20 protein-coding genes are annotated in these 26,434 nt (G+C 36.7%); 8 read left to right on the top strand and 12 right to left on the bottom strand.

Annotated features, from left to right (window positions below; all coding sequences use genetic code 11):
• The gene (locus V7M80_RS12080) at positions 1 to 639 is read left to right on the top strand and encodes an alpha/beta hydrolase (protein ID WP_333696481.1); all 639 of its coding nucleotides are present in this window, start codon (positions 1 to 3) and stop codon (positions 637 to 639) included.
• Here V7M80_RS12080 and V7M80_RS12075 read toward each other — a convergent pair whose 3' ends face one another.
• From V7M80_RS12075 to V7M80_RS12065, 3 genes are read right to left on the bottom strand one after another with little or no spacing between them, the layout of a single operon-like run.
• Complete coding sequence (locus tag V7M80_RS12075; protein WP_333696479.1) at positions 640 to 1,131, bottom strand: hypothetical protein; 492 nt, start codon at positions 1,129 to 1,131, stop codon at positions 640 to 642.
• A 32-nt stretch (positions 1,132 to 1,163) separates the two neighbouring features.
• Entirely contained in the window at positions 1,164 to 1,649 is a 486-nt protein-coding gene (locus V7M80_RS12070) for a hypothetical protein (RefSeq protein WP_333696477.1), read from the bottom strand.
• A gap of 2 nt (positions 1,650 to 1,651) precedes the next feature.
• Positions 1,652 to 2,416: an MBL fold metallo-hydrolase gene (locus V7M80_RS12065; RefSeq protein ID WP_333696475.1), complete on the bottom strand. Its 765-nt coding sequence runs from the start codon at positions 2,414 to 2,416 to the stop codon at positions 1,652 to 1,654.
• Between the two features lie 86 nt (positions 2,417 to 2,502).
• On the opposite strand from V7M80_RS12065, the gene V7M80_RS12060 reads away from it, so the two are divergent.
• Positions 2,503 to 3,975, top strand: coding sequence for a TonB-dependent receptor (locus V7M80_RS12060; protein WP_333696474.1), 1,473 nt, complete (start codon positions 2,503 to 2,505; stop codon positions 3,973 to 3,975).
• A gap of 31 nt (positions 3,976 to 4,006) precedes the next feature.
• On the opposite strand, the gene bcp is transcribed toward V7M80_RS12060, so the two are convergent.
• Positions 4,007 to 4,459, bottom strand: a complete 453-nt coding sequence (gene bcp, locus V7M80_RS12055; RefSeq protein ID WP_333696473.1) for a thioredoxin-dependent thiol peroxidase — start codon at positions 4,457 to 4,459, stop codon at positions 4,007 to 4,009.
• A 310-nt stretch (positions 4,460 to 4,769) separates the two neighbouring features.
• On the opposite strand from bcp, the gene V7M80_RS12050 reads away from it, so the two are divergent.
• Complete coding sequence (locus tag V7M80_RS12050; protein WP_333696472.1) at positions 4,770 to 5,432, top strand: endonuclease III domain-containing protein; 663 nt, start codon at positions 4,770 to 4,772, stop codon at positions 5,430 to 5,432.
• Positions 5,433 to 5,643: 211 nt separating this feature from the next.
• Here V7M80_RS12050 and V7M80_RS12045 read toward each other — a convergent pair whose 3' ends face one another.
• Positions 5,644 to 6,228, bottom strand: a complete 585-nt coding sequence (locus V7M80_RS12045; RefSeq protein ID WP_333696470.1) for an RNA polymerase sigma factor — start codon at positions 6,226 to 6,228, stop codon at positions 5,644 to 5,646.
• Positions 6,229 to 6,502: 274 nt separating this feature from the next.
• Between V7M80_RS12045 and uvrA the strand changes: the two genes are divergently transcribed.
• A complete protein-coding gene (gene uvrA / locus V7M80_RS12040) occupies positions 6,503 to 9,295 on the top strand; it encodes an excinuclease ABC subunit UvrA (RefSeq protein WP_333696468.1) in 2,793 nt (930 codons plus the stop codon).
• A 117-nt stretch (positions 9,296 to 9,412) separates the two neighbouring features.
• Here uvrA and V7M80_RS12035 read toward each other — a convergent pair whose 3' ends face one another.
• Entirely contained in the window at positions 9,413 to 10,021 is a 609-nt protein-coding gene (locus V7M80_RS12035) for a hypothetical protein (RefSeq protein ID WP_333696466.1), read from the bottom strand.
• A 320-nt stretch (positions 10,022 to 10,341) separates the two neighbouring features.
• On the opposite strand from V7M80_RS12035, the gene V7M80_RS12030 reads away from it, so the two are divergent.
• Positions 10,342 to 11,580: a hypothetical protein gene (locus tag V7M80_RS12030; RefSeq protein WP_333696464.1), complete on the top strand. Its 1,239-nt coding sequence runs from the start codon at positions 10,342 to 10,344 to the stop codon at positions 11,578 to 11,580.
• Between the two features lie 151 nt (positions 11,581 to 11,731).
• Positions 11,732 to 14,419, top strand: coding sequence for a T9SS type A sorting domain-containing protein (locus V7M80_RS12025; RefSeq protein ID WP_333696462.1), 2,688 nt, complete (start codon positions 11,732 to 11,734; stop codon positions 14,417 to 14,419).
• Between the two features lie 144 nt (positions 14,420 to 14,563).
• Here V7M80_RS12025 and V7M80_RS12020 read toward each other — a convergent pair whose 3' ends face one another.
• Genes V7M80_RS12020 through V7M80_RS12005 form a run of 4 tightly spaced genes read right to left on the bottom strand, consistent with a single transcriptional unit; the run spans position 14,564 to position 20,123 of the window.
• Positions 14,564 to 16,039, bottom strand: coding sequence for a lipopolysaccharide biosynthesis protein (locus V7M80_RS12020; RefSeq protein ID WP_333696459.1), 1,476 nt, complete (start codon positions 16,037 to 16,039; stop codon positions 14,564 to 14,566).
• 22 nt (positions 16,040 to 16,061) lie between these two features.
• Entirely contained in the window at positions 16,062 to 17,360 is a 1,299-nt protein-coding gene (locus V7M80_RS12015) for a glycosyltransferase family 4 protein (RefSeq protein WP_333696457.1), read from the bottom strand.
• Between the two features lie 11 nt (positions 17,361 to 17,371).
• The gene (locus V7M80_RS12010) at positions 17,372 to 19,816 is read right to left on the bottom strand and encodes a YfhO family protein (RefSeq protein ID WP_333696455.1); all 2,445 of its coding nucleotides are present in this window, start codon (positions 19,814 to 19,816) and stop codon (positions 17,372 to 17,374) included.
• A 46-nt stretch (positions 19,817 to 19,862) separates the two neighbouring features.
• Positions 19,863 to 20,123: a DUF4834 domain-containing protein gene (locus V7M80_RS12005; protein ID WP_333696453.1), complete on the bottom strand. Its 261-nt coding sequence runs from the start codon at positions 20,121 to 20,123 to the stop codon at positions 19,863 to 19,865.
• A gap of 106 nt (positions 20,124 to 20,229) precedes the next feature.
• Between V7M80_RS12005 and V7M80_RS12000 the strand changes: the two genes are divergently transcribed.
• Entirely contained in the window at positions 20,230 to 21,177 is a 948-nt protein-coding gene (locus V7M80_RS12000) for a transporter (protein ID WP_333696452.1), read from the top strand.
• 3 nt (positions 21,178 to 21,180) lie between these two features.
• Positions 21,181 to 22,305 (top strand): GTP cyclohydrolase, encoded by a 1,125-nt coding sequence (locus tag V7M80_RS11995; RefSeq protein WP_333696451.1) that lies wholly within the window; start codon positions 21,181 to 21,183, stop codon positions 22,303 to 22,305.
• A gap of 54 nt (positions 22,306 to 22,359) precedes the next feature.
• Here the strand turns inward: V7M80_RS11995 and V7M80_RS11990 are convergent, their stop codons facing one another.
• A complete protein-coding gene (locus V7M80_RS11990) occupies positions 22,360 to 23,619 on the bottom strand; it encodes an aminotransferase class I/II-fold pyridoxal phosphate-dependent enzyme (protein ID WP_333696449.1) in 1,260 nt (419 codons plus the stop codon).
• Positions 23,620 to 23,769: 150 nt separating this feature from the next.
• A complete protein-coding gene (locus V7M80_RS11985) occupies positions 23,770 to 26,190 on the bottom strand; it encodes a 7TM diverse intracellular signaling domain-containing protein (protein ID WP_333696447.1) in 2,421 nt (806 codons plus the stop codon).
• Positions 26,191 to 26,434: the final 244 nt, after the last annotated feature.

Below are 26,434 nucleotides of genomic sequence, written 5' to 3'. Positions count from 1 at the left end.
ATGCCATTGGAATACCTACTTCAAGAACCTGTTAGTATTCAGGAAAAAAATCCCTTGATACTCCTAATTCACGGATATGGCAGTAATGAAGAAGATTTGTTTTCGTTTGCTCCGGAACTACCCCAATCATGTTATGTTATATCGGTTAGAGCCCCGCATCAATTGATGTATGGGAGCTATGCTTGGTATGCAATAAACTTTGATGCCAATGATCAAAAATTTTCAGATATTCCACAAGCTTTGGATTCTCGTGATTTATTGATGGAGTTTATTTCGGACATTGTGGCCCAATATCCGATTGATCAAAATCAAATTCATTTGATTGGTTTTAGTCAAGGTGCAATATTAAGTTTGGCTTTGGGTTTATCATATCCTGAAAAATTTTCCAAAATTGTAGCTCTAAGTGGCTATTTAAATACAGAAATGGCAACACCGGGATTTGAAAAAAATTATTTTTCCCAATTGAAAATGTTTGTTTCTCATGGAACGGTAGACCAAGTTATACCGGTTGAATGGTCGAGAAAAAGCGTACCGATTTTACAAAATTTGGGAATCGATTGTGTTTTTAAAGAATATCCGGTAGGACACGGCGTATCACCCCAAAACTTTTATGATTTTAAAAATTGGTTGGAAATGTAGTTAGTCCTCTATTTTATCGCTTCCGGTAATTTTTGGACCTATTTCGCCATCACCCGAAAACACAATAGTATCCCCTTTTTTTAGGACAAACCCTTTCCAAGGTATAAGTTGCCAGTCTTCGTGTTTCCAGGGCTGACCTTCCATAGGGCGAATGAAAATAATTGATTTTTCAAAATTAGGCAAGAAAACTTCGGCCTCATTACCACCGTCTTTACTAAAAACGATATACGCATTAAGGGTTTCGTCTTCATTGTTTTGATTGGTTTGCGGATACAGCGTAATTGCCGATTCGTAAACTTTAATACACTCTTTGTTTAATTGCGACCACATATATCCCGCCGAAATTAAACAACCGTCTTCATCTTTATCCGATAAATTGAGCGTATCCTTTTGCGAAGCCAGTTCTTCTTTTTCTACTTGAGTTTCTGTTTCCCATTTTTTACAAGCGATTAACAGGACAAAAACCAGCAAGTATAGTACCTTGAATTTCATGATTTATCTTTTAAAGTTTAAAGATACAAACTTTACTGTTTGGGATACAAAACCGTTTGAATAATTTCAAAAGTTATGTTTTCATCTTCTTCAATGAAATACTTAATCAAAACCTCACCCCACAAGTCGCCATTGCTGTAATCGGCAATTATCCAACGGTGATTAAGTACTTGAATTTTATTAATCAAAAACTTTTTTGAATCTATTTTTTCATATCCGGTTAACGGATTTCCTTCCGGATTTTCATTCAATTCGAGAATTTTATTCTCAATGTGTGGAATTAATTTGGAAATTGAATAATTCTCTAAATAGTTTTGAGCATTATCATTCATGGGTAGACTAAAATGACCGGCATCCATCCATTTCGAGTTGAGGACATTAATGGAGTCGTTCATTTGGGTTTTGAAATTTTCAAAACGTTGTTCTTGAAAAGTTACTTTTTTATTGAAATACATAAAAGTGAACAACAACATCAAAAAAGTAAGAATAAATAAATAGAGAAAAATAGATTTTTTCATAGTTAAATAGTGATTTCTAAATTATCATAGGCCAAATATACAGATTCCGGCAATGCAGCTTGCACTTCTGCATGAAAACCTAATAAGTGACTGATGTGCGTTAAATAGGCTCTTTTGGGATTTACTTTTTGTATAAAATCTAACGCTTCTTTTAAGGTAAGATGGGTTTCATGAGGTTCTTCCCGTAGAGCATTGATTACCAGGACGTTCAGATTTTTAAGTTTTTCAAGTTCGGGCTCTTCCACCGTTTTTACATCGGTTAAGTAGGCAAAATCTTTGATGCGAAAGCCCAAAATTGGAAGATTTCCATGATAGGCTTCAATTGGAATTATGGGAACATTACCCAAATAAAACGGTTCGTCTTTTGAAACCTCGTGGGTTACAACAGACGGTGCTCCGGGGTATTTGTTTTCGGTTTCAAAAATATAATCAAAACGGCGTTTTAAATTGGCTATAACCCGTTGTGAGGCATAAATAGGTATACCCCCTTGTTTGAAGAAAAAGGGGCGAATATCATCCAAACCTGCCGTGTGATCGGCGTGTTCATGAGTAAACAAAATACCGTCAATATGAGTACAGCCGGAAACCAACATTTGCTGTCTGAAATCGGGACCACAATCGATTACAATCGATTGATTATCGACTTGAATCCAAACCGAAACACGTAATCTTTTATCTTTTCTATCGGTACTTTTACAAACAGAGTGTTGACTCCCAATAACCGGGATTCCCTGTGATGTACCTGTTCCTAAAAAATAAACCTTCAAGACGTTAAATTTTCACAAAAATAGCACAATTAATCTTTTATTACGGTATGATATTTGTTAACTTTGCATGAGAATATACACTACATATGGAACGATTAGCCATGGAAATTAAATTAAAGGGAGATAAAGCCATTGAGCAAATTCCCTCTATTAAGGATAAAGCCTTACGAATCAATCTAAACGAAAATATATACGGAACTTTTGCAGAAATTGGAGCGGGTCAAGAAACCGTTAGACATTTCTTTAGAGCCGGAGGTTCATCGGGAACAATTGCAAAAGCGATGTCGGCTTATGATAAAGATTTTAGTGATGCCATTTACGGTGTTGAAAAAGACGGTAGGTATGTTACCGAGAGTCGACTTAAAAAAATGCTCCATCATGAAGTAGATTTGATAGAAAAACGTTTGGATCGTGTAAAACATCCCAATAAAATGTTTTTCAGTTATGCCAATACCGTTGCCACCATAGATTTTGCTAAACAATTCAAAGGTCACGGTTGGGTAGGTATCAAGTATCAAATTGAACCGGACGAAGATTACAACGAAATCATTTTGCACATTCGTTTTAAAGAAAACGATGCAAGGTTGCAACAAGAAACACTAGGAATATTGGGAGTTAACTTAATTTATGGAGCTTTCTACAAATACAATGATCCCAAAAAACTACTCCGTTATTTGTATGATCATTTAGATAAGGATCAATTGGAAATTGACACCATTAACTTTTCCGGTCCCCGATTTGCTAATGTTGACAACCGCTTGATGAGCTTGCAATTGGTAAAAAACAACATGACCGATGCCGTTATGTTTGGTCCCGATGGAAACAATATTTTACCGGCAGCCATTTTGTATAAGAAAAATATATTGGCCTTACGCGGAAGTTTCCGCCCGGTTACTAGGGTAAACATGGACATGTATGAGAAATCATTGGAAATGTTTTTAAATGAAAATAAAGTAGATGCCGATAATACGTTGGTTATCTTCGAAATTACGTTGTCTAATTTGCGTTCTGAAGGAGAAATTGATGAACGTGACTTCATGGATCGTGCGGAGTTATTGTGTTCTTTGGGTCAGTATGTAATGATTTCAAACTTCCAAGAATACTATCGTGTTGTAGAGTACTTCTCCAATTATACGAAAGCCCGAATGGGATTGGCTATGGGAGTGAATAATTTGATAGACATTTTTGACGAGAAATATTACCGTCATTTAAGTGGAGGGATTTTGGAAGCTTTCGGAAAATTATTCTACCGCGACTTGAAGGTTTTCTTATATCCTATGAAAGATGAAGATGGCCAAGTAATCGATTCTGAGAATCTTAAAGTACATCCAAGAATGAAAGAATTGTATAAATTCTTTAAATTTAATGGTAAAGTTGTCGATATCGAATTGGTTAACAAGAATAATTTGGAAATTTACTCCAGACATGTACTTAAAATGATTGCCAAAGGGACTCCGGGTTGGGAAGAAATGCTTCCCAGAGGTATAGCCGAATTGATAAAAAAAGACAATCTTTTTGGTTACGATCCTGTAAAAGCCGTAATTGAATCTTCTAAATAAACAAAAACCGGAGCTTTAAACTCCGGTTTTTTTATTTTAATATTTGGGCTGTATGTGCTTTGGTTTTCACCTCTTTTATAACATCCTCTATTATTCCGGATTCGTTAATTACAAAAGTAGTTCGATGAATGCCATCGTATTCTTTACCCATAAACTTTTTGGGTCCCCAAACGCCAAAGGCTTGAATGACTGCTTTGTCTTCATCTGCCAAAAGTGGAAACGGAAATTCGTATTTGTTTTTGAAATTCCCTTGGGCTTTGGCATTGTCTGCACTCACGCCTAGAAGAGCATAATTTTGAGCTTGAAAACGAGCAAAATTATCTCGTAAATCGCAAGCTTCTGCAGTGCAACCGGGGGTATTGGCTTTGGGATAAAAGAAAACTACAAGTTTTTTTCCTTTGTAATCGGACAAAGAATGAACATTTCCGTCTTGATCTTTTCCTGAAAAGTTGGGAGCTTTATCTCCGGGTTGTAATGTGGTCATAGTTTGGATTTTTGATTTTAATTTTTTTGGATTTTTAGATTGTTGGATTGTTAGATTGTTGGATTATTTAGAAATCTGTTTTTTTATAATAGAATAATCCAAAAATCAAATCCAATTATGTTTCTGCCCCAGATTGCAGTGGAAAGCTTTTATTGAAGAAAGCTAGTTTTTGTATGGCTAAAAAAGCGACCCCAAGGAAGCTCTTTTTAGACTTAACAAAAACAGCTTTGTGAACTAAAACTTGCAACGGAAAGCTGGATTAGGCACATACTAATTATTGTATTAAATTTACAGTGTTAAAAATACAAAAATGACTAAGAAAGAGCGTGCAACATTTGTTATAAATACGTTAAACGAATTATATCCATCTATACCCATTCCGTTAGATCATAAAGATCCTTACACTTTACTGATAGCCGTTTTATTATCTGCTCAATGCACCGATGTACGGGTAAATCAAATTACACCTATATTATTTGCCAAAGCCGATAATCCGTACGATATGGTAAAAATGAGTATTGAAGAAATTAAAGAAATTATTAAACCTTGCGGTTTATCGCCCATGAAATCAAAAGGCATACACGGATTATCTGAAATTTTGATTGATAAGCACAATGGCGAAGTTCCGCAAAGTTTTGAAGCCTTGGAAGCTTTACCCGCGGTTGGACATAAAACCGCAAGCGTTGTAATGAGTCAGGCGTTTGGAGTTCCGGCTTTCCCGGTAGATACTCATATTCATAGGTTGATGTACCGATGGAATTTATCGAATGGTAAAAGTGTGGCTCAAACCGAGAAAGATGCCAAGGCTATTTTTCCAAAAGAATTATGGAACGATTTGCATTTGCAAATCATTTGGTATGGAAGAGAGTACTCGCCGGCTCGAGGATGGGATTTGGAAAAAGATATAATTACCCAAACCATTGGAAGGAAATCGGTATTGAAAGAAGTAGAAAAAAGAACACCCCGAAAATGATTCCGGGGTGTTCCTTTTAATTAGCTATATTCTCGAAACTTAATGTACCTACCTTAACAATGCTCAGTGCTTTAGAATACTGAAGTAAAAAACTTATAGTTTCTTTTTTAGGTAACATTTTTGGAGTAGCTAATTTTTTACTAGTGTAAAGTTTCGCCATGTATAAATATTTAGTTTATAGTATGAACGCAACTTTATAAAATATATTGTTTTAATTGGTTAAAATAATTTGATTTTTTTCTATCACCTTGCGAAGGTTCATTAAAGCATATCGCATTCGTCCCAGAGCCGTATTTATGCTAACTCCTGTTGATTCGGCAATTTCTTTGAAACTCATATCTTGATACATTCGCATTAAAAGAACCTCTTTTTGATCGGCCGGTAATTCTTCGAGTAAACGTTGCAAATCATTTTCAACTTGGTTGGTAATGATTCGACCTTCAATATTAAGCGAATCGTCAGACATAAAGGAAAAAATTGAATACTCTTCGGTTTCCCTTTGCATGGGCATTTTTTTGACTTTTCTAAAATGGTCTACAACCAAGTTGTGAGCAATACGCATTACCCAAGGCAAGAACTTTCCTTCTTCGTTATACGCATTAGACTTCAATGTTTTAATTACCTTAATGAAGGTGTCTTGAAAGACATCATCCGCTACATCTCGGTCTCCAATTTTGGAATAAATAAAACCATAAATTTTGGATTGATGACGTTCAATAAGAACAGCCAAAGCTTGCTCTTCGCCAGCGATGTAATTTTTTACCAATAAAGCGTCAGGGTGATTAACTAAAGCCATAATATACCTTTTAGAGTTCGTGTTTTGATATCGCTATTTTTTCTAAAAAGTATTTTTATACTATAGGCAATTGTTAAATTAAGATTAAAACTATGTCAAATGTAACACAATTTTATTGGAACACCCAAACAAAATTTTAAATTTTAACATAATTTGTACAATAATTGCGGGAAACCACAATACCATTTTCACAAAAACACAGCATTTCAATGTAAAGTAGTATATAAAAATGAAGTAGCAAATTGTTATCTTTGCCAAACTTTGACTTTTTGCTATGAAACCCGAAGAATTTGCTTTATTGGAACCTAAAAAATACATCTTAATTAAAGGTGCTCAACTTCACAATTTAAAAAATATTGATGTAGCAATTCCGCGAAACCAAATGGTTGTAATCACCGGATTGTCTGGTTCCGGTAAGTCAAGTTTGGCTTTCGATACTTTGTATGCTGAAGGACAGCGTAGATATGTGGAGAGTTTATCCTCTTATGCCCGGCAATTTTTGGGCAGATTAGACAAACCCAAAGTAGATTATATCAAAGGTATTGCACCTGCAATTGCCATAGAACAAAAAGTAAATACTACCAATGCCCGAAGTACGGTGGGTACCTCAACTGAAATATACGATTATTTAAAATTGCTTTATGCTCGCATTGGTAAAACCTACTCTCCCCTTTCGGGTAATGAAGTAAAAAAACATAGCGTAAGTGATGTAGTGGAACGCGTCTCTCAAATGGAAATTCAATCTAAGTGGTTGCTATTGGCCCCTTTGGTTTTGGAGCCCGGAAGAGCTTTGGAAGACAAACTTAAAGTACTTTTACAACAAGGTTACATTCGAATTTGGTCTGATGATATCATATACAGACTGGATGAGGTGGCCGTTTCTGATTTAGAGGGAAAATCTCTATATATAGTGGTAGATCGTATTGTAGTTCAATCTGACGAAGCTTTTTTTAATCGATTGGCAGATGCTGTACAGACCGCCTTTTTTGAAGGGAAAGGTATTTGCGTTGTACAAAATGCATCCAATACAGAACGCTACGAGTTTAGTATCAATTTTGAATTGGATGGGTTGAATTTTTTAGAACCCAATATTCATTTGTTTAGCTTTAATAATCCGTACGGTGCCTGTCCTACTTGTGACGGCTATGGTTCGGTCATAGGCATTGATGAAGATTTAGTGGTTCCCAATACAGGATTATCCGTTTATGAAAATGCCATTTACCCATGGCGGGGTGACAGTATGGGATGGTATAAAGACCAATTGATAAATCATGCTTATAAATTTGATTTTCCGATTCACAAACCGTACTTCCAACTTACTGAAGAACAAAAACAACTTCTTTGGAACGGAAATAAATATTTTACCGGATTGCACGATTTTTTTCAAGAGTTGGAAGAGAAAAATTATAAAATTCAAAATCGAGTAATGCTTTCCCGCTATCGTGGAAAAACCAAATGTACGGCTTGTAAGGGAAAACGGTTGCGACCAGAGGCCGATTATATTCGGGTGGGTTCCAAAACAATATCCGATTTGGTAGATATGTCCATACGTGAGCTGATTCCTTTTTTTGAAACCCTTACTTTATCAGAATACGACCAAAAAGTAGCTCATCGTCTTCTTATTGAAATTAAAAGCCGTTTGCAGTTTTTAGACCGAGTTGGTTTGAATTATTTGACTCTAAATCGCAATTCTGCTACTTTATCGGGAGGTGAATCGCAACGAATCAATTTGGCTACTTCGTTAGGAAGCAGTTTGGTAGGTTCCATGTATATTTTAGACGAACCCAGTATTGGATTGCATCCGAAAGATACCGAAAAATTGATTGAAGTATTGCAAAATCTTAAACGACTGGGCAATACTGTTATTATTGTGGAACACGATGAAGATATTATGAAATCTGCCGATCGCATCTTTGATATAGGGCCGGAAGCAGGTAGTTTGGGAGGTCAACTGGTTGCAGAAGGGAGCTTTGCCGAAATACTTAAAGCCGATAGTTTAACGGCTAAGTATTTAAGTGGTAAACTCCAAATAGAAGTTCCTAAAAAACGTAGAATCTTCAAAAATTACATAGAAATAATTGGGGCTCGAGAAAACAATTTAAAAAATATAGATGTTCTTTTTCCCTTAGATTGTTTAACGGTAATTACAGGTGTATCCGGAAGCGGCAAAAGTACTTTGGTAAAAAAAATAGTTTATCCGGCTTTACAAAAAAAATTGGAAGGGGTAAGTGATAAACCCGGACAATTTACCGAAATAAGAGGAAGTTACTCTCATATAAAACACATTGAATATGTAGATCAAAACCCTATTGGCAGAAGTTCACGATCCAATCCGGTGACATACATTAAGGCTTATGACGATATAAGGGATTTGTTTACAAAACAAAAACTTTCTAAAATAAGAGGGTACCAACCCAAACACTTTTCGTTTAATGTAGATGGAGGACGATGCGAGACTTGTAAAGGAGATGGAGAAGTAACCATTGAGATGCAATTTATGGCCGATGTGCATTTGGAATGTGAAACCTGCCAAGGCAAACGTTTCAAAAAAGAAATTCTAGAAGTGCAATTTGAAGGAAAAAACATTGATGAAATCCTAAAGATGACTCTAGACGATGCTCTGTTGTTCTTTGAAAAACACCAACAAACCAAAATTTTACAAAAACTTAAACCCCTTCAAGATGTGGGTTTGGGCTATGTCCAATTGGGTCAATCCTCATCAACTTTATCCGGTGGTGAAGCCCAACGTATCAAACTTGCCACTTTTTTGGTAAAAGGCACCACCAAAGATAAAGCTCTTTTTATATTTGACGAACCCACCACAGGTTTGCACTTTCACGATATCAAAAAATTAGTTGCATCCTTTGAAGCATTATTGGAAAAAGGTCATTCGATACTGGTTGTAGAGCACAATTTGGATTTGATAAAATGTGCCGATTATATAATTGATATGGGTCCGGAAGGAGGAGCTTTAGGGGGAGAACTTATGGCTTTTGGTACGCCTGAGCAAGTGGCTAAAAATCCAAAATCCCTCACCGGAAAGTATTTAAAGGAAAAATTAAAATAGATATTTTAAAAAATATATACATAAAAAAGTCCTGCTACTTGGGGATTTCGCAGGACTTTCATCAACCAAACTTAACCAAACTTAAAAGGTAACTAACTAACTCAACTTTTATAGGTTTTAATTTTTTATTTCAGCACGTGTGCCATCGGCTCTGTAATAGTAATAACTGTTCGCGTTGTAAGGCTCTTGGTAAACATAATCTGAACTTCCGTAATAGGTTCCGGTAAATCCACCGTTTCCTCTATGTCCGAATACACTACCCACTATTTGAGCAATGGCTCCTCTGTTTGTGTATACAATTCTAAGACCTCCAACTCGTGTTAAGCCAAAATGATTGTAACTCATATATACACTTCCAATTCTACTCACTCGGTTTAATCTATCATAGTTTACAAAAGTATTTCCTACTCTTCTTACGCGACCAAAACTGTCGTGTTCAATTCGTACTCCATAATTGGCACTGTTAAATTGATTGCCTCTAGAGGTTGCGGATTTTCGGTAAAAAAACCCTCCGTGACTGTCTTGTGGACGAGTATTGAAATCGAAATCACCAGTAAGAAACACATAAAATTCAATTCCACGCTCCATAAATACAATAGGCTCGGCATCTATGAAAGCTACAGCTCCACGATTTCTTTCTCTTTCTGAAAGATCCACTATTTGAGTGGCAAACGCTCCACTTGCAAAGGCTAAATGGAAAGCTACGATGTAGGTAATTTTTTTCATGATACAACAATTTAATCTTTTGTGCCTACTCTTTAGTTTTTCGGCTTTCACTTTCAAAAGAGCTGTTATTTCTTTTGATGTTAATGGAAATTCAATTGTTGTGCCAAAAACCCAAATAGGGTTGTGAACAATTTGTTAATGATATTTAAGCCCTTGATTTAAAGAATATTAAAGTAGCAATAAAAGTATAAATCAAAATAAAAAAATAAACTACACTCGTTTTAAATCTAAAATTTAATTGATAAAAAAAGTATTCCTATTTACTTCTCAACAAAAAATCAATTATTTGCTTACTTTTAGCCTTTTACAATTGTACCCCAATGAAAAAAAACACATGGATTTTATTGTTTGTATTTGGAGCTAGTTTATATTTCCAAGCGTGTATGGCTCAAAAGAAAGTTACTTTAAAACCAACATCGCTCTATGTACCCTATAAAATTAAAGATAAATTTGGAATAGCAACCGAGGATGGAAAAATCGTTGTTACCCCTCAATTTGATTATATCGAATTAAACTATACTCCAGAATTTTTTACCTGTTTTACCTACATGGATTCAAAAAGTTATCGAACTTCATTGGTTGTAAAAGATAAAATAGTTTTGGAAAATCAACCTTATTTTGGTTATTATAACACACGAGATATTGTTTTTGCGGTGATGGAAGTTGGCGGTCGGGGTTCGGGATATTATTCTTTAAAACCCGAAGAAATTCATCTCTACACTTTAAAAGGAAAACGAATAAGTCCTGAGGGTTTTTCGCATGCCAATACATTTGACGAATTGGATCCCAAAAACGAAATCGCACAAGTGCTTTTGTATTTGGTTCACAGAGACAAAACCTATTCTATAGTACAATACGACCTCAAAAAACAAATCATCACTTCCACTTGGATAGATAAGGCCCGAGATATTGAATTTGAAGATTTAGGAATGCTTTATAGAACCCAAGAACTTCATGTTAAATATGTAGATGCTCAAAACAAGGGAAAAGAATTGAAAATTGGAATAAAAGGAAAGTCGTATGTAAAAACCTATGAAGGAACTTATGAAATAAATAAAAAGTCTGACGATTTATTTTTAGATGGAAATGTTGCCGTACCAAACTGGGATTCAGATAAACAACCCAAACCCCGAGTTGAAGAAAGAGAAATTCAATCGAAACAAATCCGTTTGAAAAAAGATTATCAAACGTATCGCCCTATGAAATTAATTGTAGAAAATAAAAAATTGGACCCCAAATACTATAAAATTACATTTGAAAACAGTAAAAAAGGGTTGTACGACTCGTATGAAAATAAAGTGGTTTTACCCACAATTTACGACGATTTCTTTTTTGCCGATTTTAAAGGTATTCATGCCGGTGGCTATATTTTAAAACAAAACACTTCTTATTCTTTCCAAGTTTATGGATCATCTCAATCCAAAGGGCATTTTTCTTTATTCCCCATGATTACCTTTTATGCCTATGGACGTCCCGATTTTCATCTTGTTGGACTATTTGACGAACAAGGCCAATTTATTTGCTATGCCAATCAGGACGGAAAAGTTTACCTTGAATAAGGAGTCATATATTGGTTTTGCTTAGAATCCAGAAATTTTATTCTGTTACTATACTAGTTGCCTCCTTTTTTCTAATAAAAAAACAAAACAAAACATTGAATATTAGAGAAAAACATTACTTTTGGTCAAATTTTTAAATAACTATAACTAAATGACTAAAAATTACTTCTTTGTCTTAGCTTTCCTTAGTTTCTTTGTTACCTCTGCTCAACAAGCCGGTGATTTAGATACTTCTTTTGGAACCAATGGTATTGTAAAAACCAATATGTGGGACGCCACTTTTAACGTTAAAAGTCATGTTGTTTTATCGGATGGTAAAACTATTGTTGTGGGAGAAGTTGCTACGGGTAACGAACCCAGAGGTTTTATAACCCGTCTATTGGCCAATGGGTCTGTAGATACCTCTTTTGGAATACAAGGCAAAGTGGTTCATCCTTTCTTGGGTGGTATTCAAGTTGTAAAAATTCAAAACGATGGTAAAATTTTAGTAGGAAGCACCTATGCAAACGATTTTGCTGTTGCTCGCTATTTAGCAAACGGAACATTAGATACCGGTTTTGCTTATGATGGTACTTATTACAACACGAATCCAGACCCTAATTCTTTTACAACTCATTCTGTTTTGGATTTAGAAATTCAGTCGGATTCAAAAATTGTGGGTTTAACTACGTCTCAGGTATCAGGTGCCAACAAATACCGTTTGTTTCGTTTGAATAGTAATGGTATTTTGGATTCATCCTTAAACGTGAACGACAATTTTAGTACAAATGATAATCCGGTTTCTTTGAGCTTACAAACTGATGGAAAACTATTGGTATCGGGATATTTTTATAACGGTTCAAGTCCCAATGCGTTTATAGCTCGTTACAGTACAACAGGAGCCTTAGACACTACATTTAACAGTACCGGAAAACGTTCATTTTCTATAACCAATACAACTGCAATTCGAGTTACAGATATGCAATTGCAATCCGATGGTAAAATTCTAATGGGAGGAAATTATTTTTCCAATGGAAATGCCATTTTTATGATTCGTTTTAATACAAACGGTTCTTTTGATACAACTTTCAGTGGAGATGGTTTTCAAGCGGCAGGTTTGCCGGCTCAATTGGGAAGACCCGGAGGTATCGCATTACAAGCAGACGGAAAAATTATTCAAATAGATACCTATTTGAATCCTAATTCACAAAATGAAGATATCTTAATAATTCGATACAATTCCAATGGAGATTTGGATACCACATTTAACAATGGAAGTTATGGTGTTTTGTTAAATTTTAATAATCTTAATGATGTAGCAGCCAGTGTATCAGTGGTAAACAACCAACTTTTGGTAGCCGGAAATACCGAAACTTCTCGATTGGATAACAGCATGGTTTTTGCCAAATTCAATTTAAATCCTCTTGCTTTTGATGCAACATTTGGAAATGGTGGTTCTATTCAACATACATTATCTTACCCTACTTATGAAGAAGTAAAAAAATCGGTTGTTCAATCGGATAACAAAGTCGTTCTTTTAACTAAAATATTTGTAAACAACTTGTATTTCTATGCTTTACATCGTTTTAACGAAGATGGCTCTCCTGATGCAACCTATGGAACAAATGGAAAATTAGGCCTAGGCTTTTACTTCACCGAGTTTGACGGAATGGGCATTGACAGCAATAATAATATAATTCTTGCCGGATATACCACTTTGTCTAGTGGATTAATTTTGCGTATTACACCCAGCGGAAATTTAGACAGTACTTTTGGCACACAAGGAATTACCTACCTGGAAGATGATATTAATTTTATACCTGAAATCAATTCTATTCAAATCCAAAATGACGGTAAAATCGTTTTAGGTGGTGGAAACATTGTCAATAACATTATTGATTATTTATTGATTCGTTTGAATGCCAATGGAACTATAGATACAAGTTTTGGAACCAATGGTATAAGTCTTGTAGGTTTGGCTAATGTTTATGAAAAGATTATTGATATCAAAGTGCTTAGTGATGGAAAAATAGTAGCTTTAGGATTCTCGCAAGAGAATTTTGCTTCCAGCTTGCAAGCGGTTATTCTTAAATTCAATTCGGTTGGTTTATTAGATCCTACCTTCAATGGAAATGGAAAATACTTAACCAATCGTGAAGTAGATTTTTATTTTAATGGTGCTTTATTGGTTCAGAACGACGGAAAAATTTTGAGCACATTTGAAAGTATGGATGATAACTTTATCATGTACCGATTGAATGCTAATGGAACTCTAGATACCAATTTCGGTTTTGGAGGTTATACTTCAACGTACATCAACGGTAGCGATTTCTCATCTCAATTGTATTACAACTCTTCAAACCAAAAAATTACGGTTATAGGTACTACTTTGGTAAATGACGAAGGACGATTTGTCTTAGCCCGATACGAAGGTAATGGATTGTTGGACCCTACTTTTGGAGATTCCGGTGTTGTGATTACCGATTTAGGTTACAGTGCTCAAGCGGTTACAGCCGTTGCAACAACCGATGGGAAATTGGTAGTAAGCGGTATCTTGTTTGACGATGTATTTCAAGATTACGACCAAGTAATGGCAAAATACTATTTAGAACAACCTCTAAGTTTGAACAATCCAAGTACGCCTCTACTTACCTTATACCCGAATCCAACCAGCGAAATGTTATTTGTAGAATTACCAAATAGCACCACTGAAAATTCTTATCAAATTACCGACCTAAACGGTAAAGTAGTTTTAAAAGGAAACTTAAATTCTCAAGGTATTCGTGTAGCACCTTTAGCTAATGGAGTATACTTCTTAACCGTTGAAGGAATGCAAACCACGCGTTTTATCAAAAAATAAAAAATACTTTTTCATCATAAAAACGACTTCAATTGGAGTCGTTTTTTTTATTTTAAAATCTGAAGTTAAAGCAATGATTTCAAGTATAATTGTTACTAAAACCTGAAATTAGTATCTAGACAATTCTCTGTTTTAATTCAAAATTTACTCTCCTTTTGAATGAGTAATTCGATTTGAAAAACGGGTAATCATTTGATTCAAATCCGAGGAGATTTGTAATTTATAATTGAGTCCCCAATAAAACAAAGTAATTAAAATTGATTTTAATAAAATATTGAGAATGGGATGAAAAGAAAAATCCCAAAAATAAAACAACCCCAAACTCAGAGCAATGATTCCAAGTGAAGCAATTGTTTTTAAAGTAAACGGAAACAAATGCATTTTAAAAACTACAAAAAACAATTTTGCCAAGCTATATAATGCAATAGAAATTAAAGTGGCAAAAGCTGCACCTTCTATTCCGTAAAGCGGAATAAAAAACATGTTTAAACCAACCGTTACTACTACCAAAGCCAGCCCCAATAAAAGAATAATTTTGTAGTATTTGGAATTGAAAATAATAGAGTTGTTGTTTCCCAACATCAAATCAAAAAACTTGGAAAATGCGATGAGAAAAACCACAGTGATTCCACCGCTGTATTTTTCAGGGAGTAAAGTGTAAACTTGGTGGATATTGGTTAGAATCCCAACCAAAATATAACCTCCAACAATTTGTAACGTAAGAGCGGTTTTTTTATACAATTCGTTCAATTCTGCCTGTTTTCCTCTAGCCATCAAATCGGTAGTAATGGGATGCGTAATTTGATGCATCGCTCGCATAGGAACCGATATAGTGAGTGCTATAAACAACGCAACCGAATAGTATGCGGCTTCTTTGATGGGCACATATTGCCCTATCATAAATTTATCAATATCCAGAAGTAATACCGCAATTCCGGATGAAAATATGATAAAACCAGAATATGTAATAATTTCTTTCTTCTCTTTTGGAAACTTCATATGAAATTGTGGTTTCCGTACCTTAAAAGCTACCCAACCCATAATACACATCATACAAAAATAGATTCCAACCAAACTGTAAACAAATTGTACTTTGGTTATCCAACCCCAATAAACAGCTCCTAAAAAAACCGTTATAAAAATTCGTAACAAAACTTCTTTAATAAAATTCCCAAAAACCGATTTCAAATGCACCTTGACCCACGCATAGAATATCTCAAAATACCCCATGAATAAAGCGATGAGTGGTATCAAACCTACGTAATCAAAAATTATGGGGTTTTCCCTCGATACCAATGTTGCCAATGGCGTATAGGCCATAAATAGAAATGCGAAAAGGGGAATTGCAACCGCTAAAGGCAATACCAACATTAAATTTAGAAAACGAGATTTTTCGTCCTCCGTTTGGTGTTCGGCATAATAACGAATTAAGGTGTTTTGGATACCAAAAGCCATCAAAGGCATAAGTATATTTGCGGTTGAAAGTAGAAATGCCGTTAATCCGTAATAATCTTCTCCCAAAAAATGGGTGTACATAAAAAGGGTGTTAATCGCTCCAATTCCAAAACCTATAAAGGTGATGATAGTGTTTTTAATGGATTGATTGACTACGATTCCCATTTGAATGTAAATTGGTTAAGAATTAAAGTATGTGCGATGCCAATTGTTGGGTTAAACTCTTCCGGCTGTATTGTTGCAAACCTACCGGATAAACTTTTAAATTTTGGTTCTTATAATCCCGATAATGAACCAGAATTTGGTGTTTCAAAGCCTCTTTGGACTCATAAGTAAAAAAATGACCGGTATTGGTTTCATTTAATATGGATTCAAAATCTGATTCTGTGGGTCCGATAGCCACAATAGGTCGCCCTGACACCATATATTCAAATAACTTTCCGGGAATAATGCATTGGGTTTCCTCAGAATTAATCTCAATTAAAAGTAAAACTTGCGAAGTTTTTTGATGTAAAACAGCCTCACTGTGAGGCAAATAACCCAGATTAAGAACGTATGGGCTTAATTTAAATTCGGCAATAGTGTCTAAAACTTCCTGACTCACTTTACCTATGAGTTTTAATTGAAAATCCGATGCAAAACCGGGTTCTTCTTTAATTAACTCCTTAAGGGCTTTCCACAATATTCTAGGGTTTCTGTCCGATAAAAAAGAACCTATATGTGCCAATGAAAATTTTTCGTCCAAAGCAAATGGGGTAACCTTTTCAACATCATAACCATTTGTAATTACCGAAATGGGTTGAGACGTTATTTGAGCAAATTCCTTTTGGGTGGTTGGACTGGTTACTACAATCAAATCGGCGGTTTGGAGAACTTTTTTTTCTAAATCTTTATGCTTTTGAGCCGATTTTTTAGTTAAACGCAATTCTTTATGGTAACCAATTGTAGTCCAAGGGTCACGAAAATCGGCTATCCATTGTACATTATATTCTTGTTTTAAATGCAGCCCAATGAGATGCATACTATGAGGAGGACCTGTAGTTATTACAGTTTCTATACCCTGTTCTTTCAGATAATCTTTTAGAAAATGAACCGAAGGTTTAACCCATAAAACCCGGGCATCGGGAATAAAAATATTGCCCCGTATCCATAGCATCAATTTTTGTAAAAACGATTGCTTTTTAACTTTCGGAATAATTCCGGAACTAATTTTTTGTGTTGTTGTTCTGGATAAAAATGAAGCTAATCGGTAAGGCTCTCGTATTTTGTTTTTTACAATCACGGCTTTGTTGGAAACCTCATCAACCCAATGCTCATCCAGAATGGGATAGGTTGGATTTTCCGGAATATAAACATGAGGTTCAAAACCAAAATCAGGCAGATATTTTACAAACTTTAACCAACGTTGCACACCAGGACCACCGGCTGGAGGCCAATAGTAAGTAACAATGAGAATTTTTTTTCTAGTTGTTGGTAAAGTTTCCAAAATGTAAAGATCTAATGGGTTGTTATCCCTTTTTTACGTTCGTTATACAAGCCACCCAAGATTAATAAAAGCATACCCATCGAACTGAATAAAGCAATTGAACTTCCTTTTTGAACCACTTCCGGTTCAAATGTAAACTCTATAGTATGTTTTCCGGCCGGTATTTGTAATGCCCTTAACACAAAATTTACACGAAACATTTCTACTTCCTGACCGTCAATGGTTACCTTCCACCCTTTTGGGTAATAAATCTCTGAAAAAACTCCCACTCCATTTTGTGAATTTTCAGAAATATATTTAAGATAATTGGGTTCGTATGAAATTAACTTAATAGAACTTAAACTGTCGGTTTGAAATTTTTTGTTTTCCAATTCTTTAGCTTGAGAAATAAAATCTTTACGATTTAAAACCGCAGTAGTTTTGGTATTCAAACTATCCAAAGCTTGCATTTCGGCATCCGCAGAATTTACTGCTTTAATTTCATTGACAAACCAAGCATTACCGTTCGCATTTGGATTTTGCAATGGTATAGGTTGTCCTTCGTCAGTGGTTTGGATAACATACTTCACATTAAGCATATTTAAAACCTGAATGTTATTTTGAGAAATTTGGTAATCATACAATTGCTGCATTCGCTGAGGCTTTACAGCACTGTATCCCCCAATAGATTTATGAAAATACGAAGTCCTTCCACTGGCCATACCCTGACTTGGCTCATAAACCCTAAAATTCGGATCGGTATCTTGCAAGATTTTCAGGTCTGCCGGTGTAGGTTGAAAAGGTTCCATTACTTCTCTGGCACTAACAAAATCTTGTGCGTTTACATAATTTTTATCAATAACAATTAAATCTAGAACCATTACAGAACCTGCCAATACCAAAGCCATTACTTGTGACATTCGCTCTTTTATGAACAACCAAAAAATAGCAAAAACTAAGGCTATCAAACCCATAGAACGCAATAAATCTGAGGAATACATAGCTTTGCGGTCTTCTTTTAAAGCGTCAATAAAAGGTTGACCTATCTCTCCATAAGCCTGTCTGAAATATGCATCGCTGCCTCCTGCAAAATTAAAGGCACTTTTACTTACAAAAAGTAAAGCCAAAATACCCAAGGCAACCGAAGCCGATTTCCACAAGGCTTTCCACTGTTCGTCTTTGTCTAATTTAAAAAAGGAATGCAAACCCAATATGGCTATAACAGGAATACACATTTCTAAAATTACCTGAATGGATGAAACGGCTCTAAATTTGTTATACAACGGAAAATAAGAAATGAAAAAGTCGGTAAGTAGTGGAAAGTTTTTTCCCCAAGAAAGCAGTAACGATAATACTGCTCCGGCTAGGAAAGCATATTTTAACTTTCTTTTCTCTGTAAACATTCCCAAAACAAACCAAAAGAAAACTACCGCACCTATGTAGGCCGGTGCCGCAACAATGGGTTGATCTCCCCAATAAGTTGGTGCATTGTTAGCATATTCTAAAGCATCGTTTTCGGGAGCACCTAATCCTATGAAGAAATCATACAAGTTGCTTTTTTCATCTAACTTCTCTGCATTTCCGCCTCCAAAAAGTCGAGGAGCTATTAGATTGAAACTTTCGAAAATTCCATAACTGTACTCGGTAATGTATTCGTAGGACATCCCCGACTTGGTCTCTATTTTTTCGCCATCAAGTCCTAAAGTTAACTCATTTTTACCGCGGGTACTAAACTCCGTATATTCTGCAGTAGCCCATAAATTTGAAGCGTTGGCACCTAATGCTAATATTCCGGCAACTGCAAATACACCCATTGCTTTGGCTATGTTTTTAAACTCCTTAGCTTTGGCTAACGCATAGATGTAATAAACAGCAATCACTATCAAAAGCAGCAACAAATAGTAAGTCATTTGAAAGTGATTGGCTTGAATTTCGAGAGCTGCAGCAACCATTGTGAGTAAGCCCCCAACTATAAAACGTTTTTGAAAAACCAATAAAACACCGGCTACAACCATGGGCATATAGGCAATGGCATGAGCTTTTGCATTGTGTCCTACACCCAGAATAACAATCAAATAGGTAGAAAACCCAAAAGCTAAAGCTCCAAAAAAAGCTTTGAGAGGGTCGATCTTCAAAACACATAAAAGAATATAGAAACCTAAAAAATAGAGAAATAGATAATCTGCAGGTCTGGGTAAAAAGCGTAACAAACTATCTACCGATTTGATGTAATTGTGCGGATATTTTGCACCCAATTGATAAGTGGGCATTCCTCCAAAAGCACTATTAGTCCAATAGGGTTCTTCACCGGTTTGTTGTCTAAAATCGTTTTGTTCTTTGGCCATACCCGTATATTGTACAATATCGGATTGCGAAATTTGTTTGCCTTGTAAAACCGGATAAAAATAGGCCAGAGACAAAAGAACAAAGCCTAATAGAGCTAAAAGATGGGGAAGAAATCTTTGAAAATACTTCATTGTAAATTTTTAATAGTCAACTGTAAATATAGTAAAGGAAAACGAACTATTCTACTTCTTCATAATCTATGTACTCACCTACTTGTTTTTTGGGTTTTGGAGTTGCATTTGAGGTTGATGAAGAATTGGATTTTGCTTGGTTTTGAGCATATTGTTCGGCTTGTTGTTTAAAGTTTTGTTCTGCTTTTTGAACCATCTTTCGCAACAAAATGGGCATTAAAAATCGGGCTAAGATTTTAAATGCGTAATAAATACCAATTATTATGAGTAGTGTTCTTATCAAACCGGGAACAGAAGCTGTTTGCATGGGTTACAATTTTTGGTAAAAATAAGAATAACGGACTTTAAAAATAAAAATACCGTCTTAAAATACTAATAAAAATCTTATTTTTGATTTTTATAAACTTTCAAATATGAAAAAAATCATCTCCACCTTGTTCTTTGTTCTTCTTTTGAGTAGTCAATGGTGTGTAGCTCAATACACAGATGTTATCAATTCAAACAGACCCGGACTGTCTATGTCTGCTTTTTCGGTAGGAAAATCGGTATTTCAATTGGAAAGCGGTATTTATGGTATTCGTGAAGATCATAACTTATTGCGATACAACTACAATGGTTTCGGAATTGATTTTGATGCCCGATATGGCGTATGGAAAGAAGAGTTGGAAATAGTAGCCAATTTTAAATTTCAATACGATCAGTACTATTCTCCTTTGATTGAAGATCAACGCAGTGGATTTCGAACCACAACCATTGGGGCAAAATATCTTATATACGATCCTTTTAAAAATTATGAAGAGAAACCCAATTTATATAGCTGGAAGGCTAATAATAAGTTTAAATGGCGTCAATTTATACCGGCGGTTTCTGTTTATGCCGGAGCCAATTTTGGCTTTGCCAACACCGATTATGCTTTTCCGGACGAACCTTCCTTTAGCCCCAAAATAATGGTAATTGCTCAAAATCATTTTGGAGGTCATTGGGTATTGGTTACTAATATTTTTTATGACAAATTTACTACCGACTATAAATCTTTGGGGTATATTTTAACCTTAACACGTGGATTTAACGAGAAATGGTCCGGGTTTATTGAAAATCAGGGAATAGACGGCGATTATTATTCTGATGGTATCTTTAGAGTTGGAGCCGCCTATTTGTTTCAACCTAATTTCCAAATAGATGCTTCAATTAGTAAAAACTACAAAGACACCCCAGACATACTTTATGGCGGTGTGGGTGTTTCTTGGCGATTTGATAAAAAATACCAACCCGTTAAAATTGAAAAAGAAGAAAGTGGTGGTAAAAGAGCCGGAAATAAAAAAACAAAATCTAAAAAACGTTTAGATCAAATAGAAGGATAATTCATGATAACTGTTGTTCAAGCCACTACCCCAAAAGAAATGCTTTCTTTTGTTAAATTTCCATTTCAATTGTATGCTCATAACCCGCACTGGGTACCTCCTCTTATTCAAGAAGAATTGGATAGTTTTAATCCCCAAATAAATCCGGTTTTTGATCAGGCGGAAGCCTATTTTTATCTTGCCTATAAACAGAATGAACTGGTAGGGAGAATGGCTGCGATTATCAATTGGGAAGAAGTAAACCATCAAAATAAACGAAAGGTTCGGTTTGGATGGTGGGATGTGATAGATGACGTGGAGGTAACCGAGGCTTTATTAAAAAAGGTTTATGAATTGGGTAAAAAGAACCAATTAGACCATGTAGAAGGCCCAATGGGTTTTTCGAATTTGGATAAAGTGGGCGTAATTACAGAAGGTTTCGACTTTATTGGTTCTATGATTACCTGGTATAATTATCCTTACTATGCCAGCCATCTGGAAAAACTGGGTTTTGTAACTGAAAAAGAATACATCGAAAGCGAATTTTCTTTTACCAATGTAAATCCGGAGCTGTTTGAGAAAGCTGCCACGTTAATTTCACAACGCTACCAACTGAAATCTTTGTCTTTTACTAAGACGAAAGATCTTATGCCTTATGTAGATGAAATGTTTGATTTGTTTAATACGAGTTATGCCAAATTGGCTTCTTTTGTGGCATTGAACGAAAGGCAAAAGGCCTATTTTAAAAAGAAATACATTAGTTTTATTAATCCGGAATACATAAAGTTTGTGGTAGATGCCCACGGAAAACTCATTGCCTTTGGGATTGTGATGCCTTCTTTCTCTCAGGCTTTGCAAAAGACTAAAGGAAAACTGTTTCCGTTTGGGTTTTATCATTTGCTTCGAGCTAAAAAACAAAGTAAAGATGTACTTTTTTACTTAATTGGTATTGAACCCGAGTATCAAAACAAAGGCGTTACAGCTTTACTTTTCAAGGAATACTATACGGTATTTAAGGAAAAAAATATTCAGAAGTGCATACGAACTCCGGAGCTGGTAGACAATTTGGCCATACAAAATCTTTGGAAAAACTTTAGTCCCAAAGTAACTCGCCGGAGAAAAACTTTTCTCAAGAAGTTAACTTCCTAAATTAAAAAAGCCAACCTAACGTTGGCTTTTACTATTTCTATTTCAAACGTTTCGTTAGGAAACATTTTCTACACTGGTTTCGGCAATTTTTTTATAGGTTCCGTTAACCAATTTCTCTCTGATGGCCTCAAAGGCTTTTAGGGTCTCGTTTATGTCTTCGAGGGTGTGAGAAGCGGTTGGAATCATACGTAATAAGATAATTCCTTTTGGAATCACGGGATATACTACTATAGAAAGGAAAATACCATAGTTTTCACGCAAATCGTTTACCATAACCATAGCTTCGGGGATGGAACCTTCTAAATAAACGGGGGTTACACAGGTATTGGTATCGCCAATATTGAAACCTCTTTCCTTTAAACCGTTTTGAAGGGCGTTTACATTTTCCCAAAGTTTATCTTTTAGTTCGGGGTGATTGCGAAGTAGCTCCAAACGTTTTAAAGCACCCACGGTTTGAATCATTGGGAGGGCTTTGGCAAACATTTGCGAACGCAAATTGTATTTTAAATAATCAATGATGTCTTTATCTGCGGCGATAAAAGCTCCGATGCTGGCCATAGACTTGGCAAAAGTAGAGAAATAGACATCTATTCCGTCTTGGCAGCCTTGCTCTTCGCCGGCACCTGCTCCGGTTTTACCTAGGGTACCAAAGCCGTGGGCATCGTCTACGAGCAAGCGGAAGTTGTATTTCTCTTTGAGAGCTACAATTTCTTTTAATTTACCTTGCTGGCCTCGCATACCAAAAACACCTTCGGTGATGAAGAGGATTCCTCCGCCGGTTTCTTCGGCCATTTTGGTAGCTCTTTGGAGGTTTTTTTCCATGCTTTCTAAATCGTTGTGCTTGTAGGTAAAACGTTTCCCCATGTGCAAACGAACGCCATCAATGATGCAGGCGTGGGCATCTACATCGTATACAATTATATCGTTTTTGGTAACCAATGCATCTATGGTAGACATGATTCCTTGGTAACCAAAGTTGAGCAAGTATGCGGCTTCTTTGTGAACAAAAGCAGCGAGTTCTTGTTCTAATTGTTCATGAATATCGGTGTGACCGCTCATCATACGAGCTCCCATAGGATAGGCAGCCCCGTATTGAATAGCTGCATCGGTATCGGCTTTACGTACTTCGGGGTGATTGGCCAACCCTAAGTAGTCGTTTATACTCCAGTTTAAAATTTGTTTTCCGTGAAAAGTCATTCTTGGACCTAACTCGCCTTCTAATTTTGGGAAAACGTAGTATCCTTCGGCTTGAGATGCCCATTTTCCTAATGGACCTTTGTTGTTTTGGATTCTTTCGAATAAATCTTTTACCATGGTTTCGATATATATAAATAATATTCCGTGAAAAAACGCGTCAAAAGTACGTATTTCTTCTTTGGTTTCATAAAAAATATGCGATTGATTCCTAAGGGTCTAGTTGATTTTTATTTTCATCTTATTGTAGGGCCATTTTACGATTTGTTTTTAGGGGTTTACGGCCAGGATTTGGTCTTTAGCCTGAACGGTTAACTCGTATATATTGGTAAACAGGAGGTCTTTATCGACGGGCTTGGTCATGTACTTGTTCATCCCGAGCTGGAAGACGCGGTCTTTGGTGGTTTCCATGACATCGGCGGTAAGGGCGATGATGGGGATGTTTTTGAGGGCCAAACCTGCGGCTCCGCTGCGAATGGCGGTTGTGGCTTCGTAGCCATCCATTACGGGCATTTGTAAATCCATGAGGATGATATCGAAGGGTTGTTCTTTGAGCTTATTGAGGCCTTCTTGCCCATTATTGGCAAAGGAAACGGTGGTATTGTCCCATTTTTTGGTGATCATTTTGAGTACCATTTGGTTCATGGCGTTGTCTTCTACCACAAGGATTCTGGTTCCTTTGAGGTCGTAGTTGAGGGTAACGGGTTCTTCTATTTTGGTTTCCTGAACTTCTACTTCTGTATAGTTGAGGGTGAGCTTGCATACGGTGCCTTGATTGGGGATGCTTTGCAGGTCTATGCTTCCGTGGTGCAAATCGGTTAGGGTTTTTACGATGTAGAGGCCCAGACCGAGACCGCCAAACTTTCTTTTGTTGTTGGTGGTTTCTTGGGTAAAGGATTCGAAGATGGAATCCATTTTTTCTTTGGGGATTCCTACTCCGGTATCGGCAATGGCGATTTGAAATTGGAGGGTTTTATCGGGGTTTTGGGTGGCTGTAACGGTGCAATTGATAAAACCGTGTGTGGTGAACTTTAGAGCATTGTTTAGAATATTGTTTACCATTTGCGTAAGCCTCATTTTATCGCCTAAGACCCACTGGGGCATATTTTCGGGCAGGATGGTATTGAAACCGAGGCCTTTGTTTTTGGCGTTTTGGGCTGCATTGGCTGTGAGGTGCTGCAGTACTTCTTTGATGTTAAATTTTTCGGAATCGAGTTTGATTTCGCCCTTTTCTATTTTGGAAAAATCGAGGATATCGTTTACGGAGCTGAGCAAAGCATAGGACGATTCTTTGATGATTTGGCTGTTTTTTTGAATGGTTTCGTCTTGGGCGGTGGTGCTCATTTCTTTGGAGAGATTGAGAATGGCGTTGAGGGGTGTGCGGAGTTCGTGGCTGATATTGGAAAGGAAATAGGATTTCATTTCGTTCATTTCTTCTGACTTTTGGAGGGCAATGCGTTGGAGGTTTTCTCTATCGTCGCGGAGTTTTCGGATTAAATTGGCCATGGAAAGCGAAAGGAAAATGACTTCGACTCCGGTGCCGAGTTTGGAGCCGTTTTCTGTGTAGAAATTTACCGGTAGGACGCTAAAATTCTTTAGAATAAACACAACAAATCCTGCGATGAGGAAGAAAATACCTGTAGCGAAGAAGCCGTCTATGCGGTGGGTTTGGCGGTAAATGGACACGATGGAGGCGATAATGAGCATGAGTAGGCACAGTCCCAGAGCATTGGCAATGGGGTAGGAAAATTGCAGGGCAGCAGGGTATATGAACAGGGAGGCAAAAAGGATGAAATCTAGTGCGAACACGACATAAAAGAGGTTGTTTATGGTGGTGTTGTATTGTTTTATTTTGAGGAAGACTTGGGCGTATCTGCCTAAAAAGAAATTGGCCAAGCAGGCGGAAAGGATTACGGAATTGAGCGAAAGCCAACCCGCTTGGGGCGTGATGAGCTGGTAGAACAGGCCGTCTAGGGCAAATTGCAGCATGCCGATGAAGGTTACGTATAGACTGTAGTATAAAAAGCTGCGTTCTTTCATGGCGAAGAAAAAGAAGAGGTAAATGATGGCGGCTATGACGAGGATGCCGTAGAAGATGCCAAAAATCATTTGCTCGAGGGATGTAGTGGTGAGGAGATTATCTATAGAACGCAGGGTGATGCCGGCGTTTATGACTTCGCCATCGCTTTTGAGGTGGAGGTAATAGGTGTATTGCTGTTGGGGCTGCAGGGTGATTTTGAAAATGGTTTTGCGGCTTTTGAAACTCTTGGCTTCGTAGGGAATGGCGTCTCCGGATTTTTGGACTTGCAGCACGGTTTGGTCTTGGGTGGTGTATAGGGTTGCGAAATCTACGATGGGGCGGCAAGCCTCGAGGTAATAGATTTGCTGTTTGGCGGTGGTGTTGTGTATGGCAAAGCGTATCCAGTAGTGAGCGGCGGTAAAACCGAGATCGGTGTTGGGTTGTGTGAGGGGTGTGAAAGCCCTATTGGGGTCTTGGAGTATTTGATTGATAGAAACGTTTTGGTTTTCGAGATTGGCAATTTGGGCGTGCTCGTGGAGGGATACTTCTTGCGGTAGATCCTGGCTAGTGAGGGTGAATTGGGCTTGAGCTCCCAGAAAATTGGCGATAAGAATGAGGCATAGCCCTACTCTTTTGACCGCTTGGCGGCTTGATGGGTAACGGTGTTTCATGTTTGGGTGTTTTATTTTTGGTATGGTATATACGAGGGGAATTGGGGTTTGGTTTTTTTTGGATGTATTTTTTTTGAAGTATGGATTTTAGTGATGGGCGTTTGGAGTTGGGAGCTTGGGGTTTTGTGGGGTTTGGAAGACCGAGGCCAAAAGCTGAGCGACCAAGGCCTAATGCTGAGCGACCGAGGCCAAAAGCAGAACGACCAAGGCCAAAAGCAGAACGACCGAGGCTAAAAGCAGAACG

Origin of the sequence: Flavobacterium sp. (assembly GCF_036759525.1) — a bacterium.
Lineage (GTDB): Bacteria > Bacteroidota > Bacteroidia > Flavobacteriales > Flavobacteriaceae > Flavobacterium.
The sequence above is the reverse complement of the archived record's forward strand: the minus strand, read 5'-3'. Positions and strand labels throughout refer to the sequence as shown.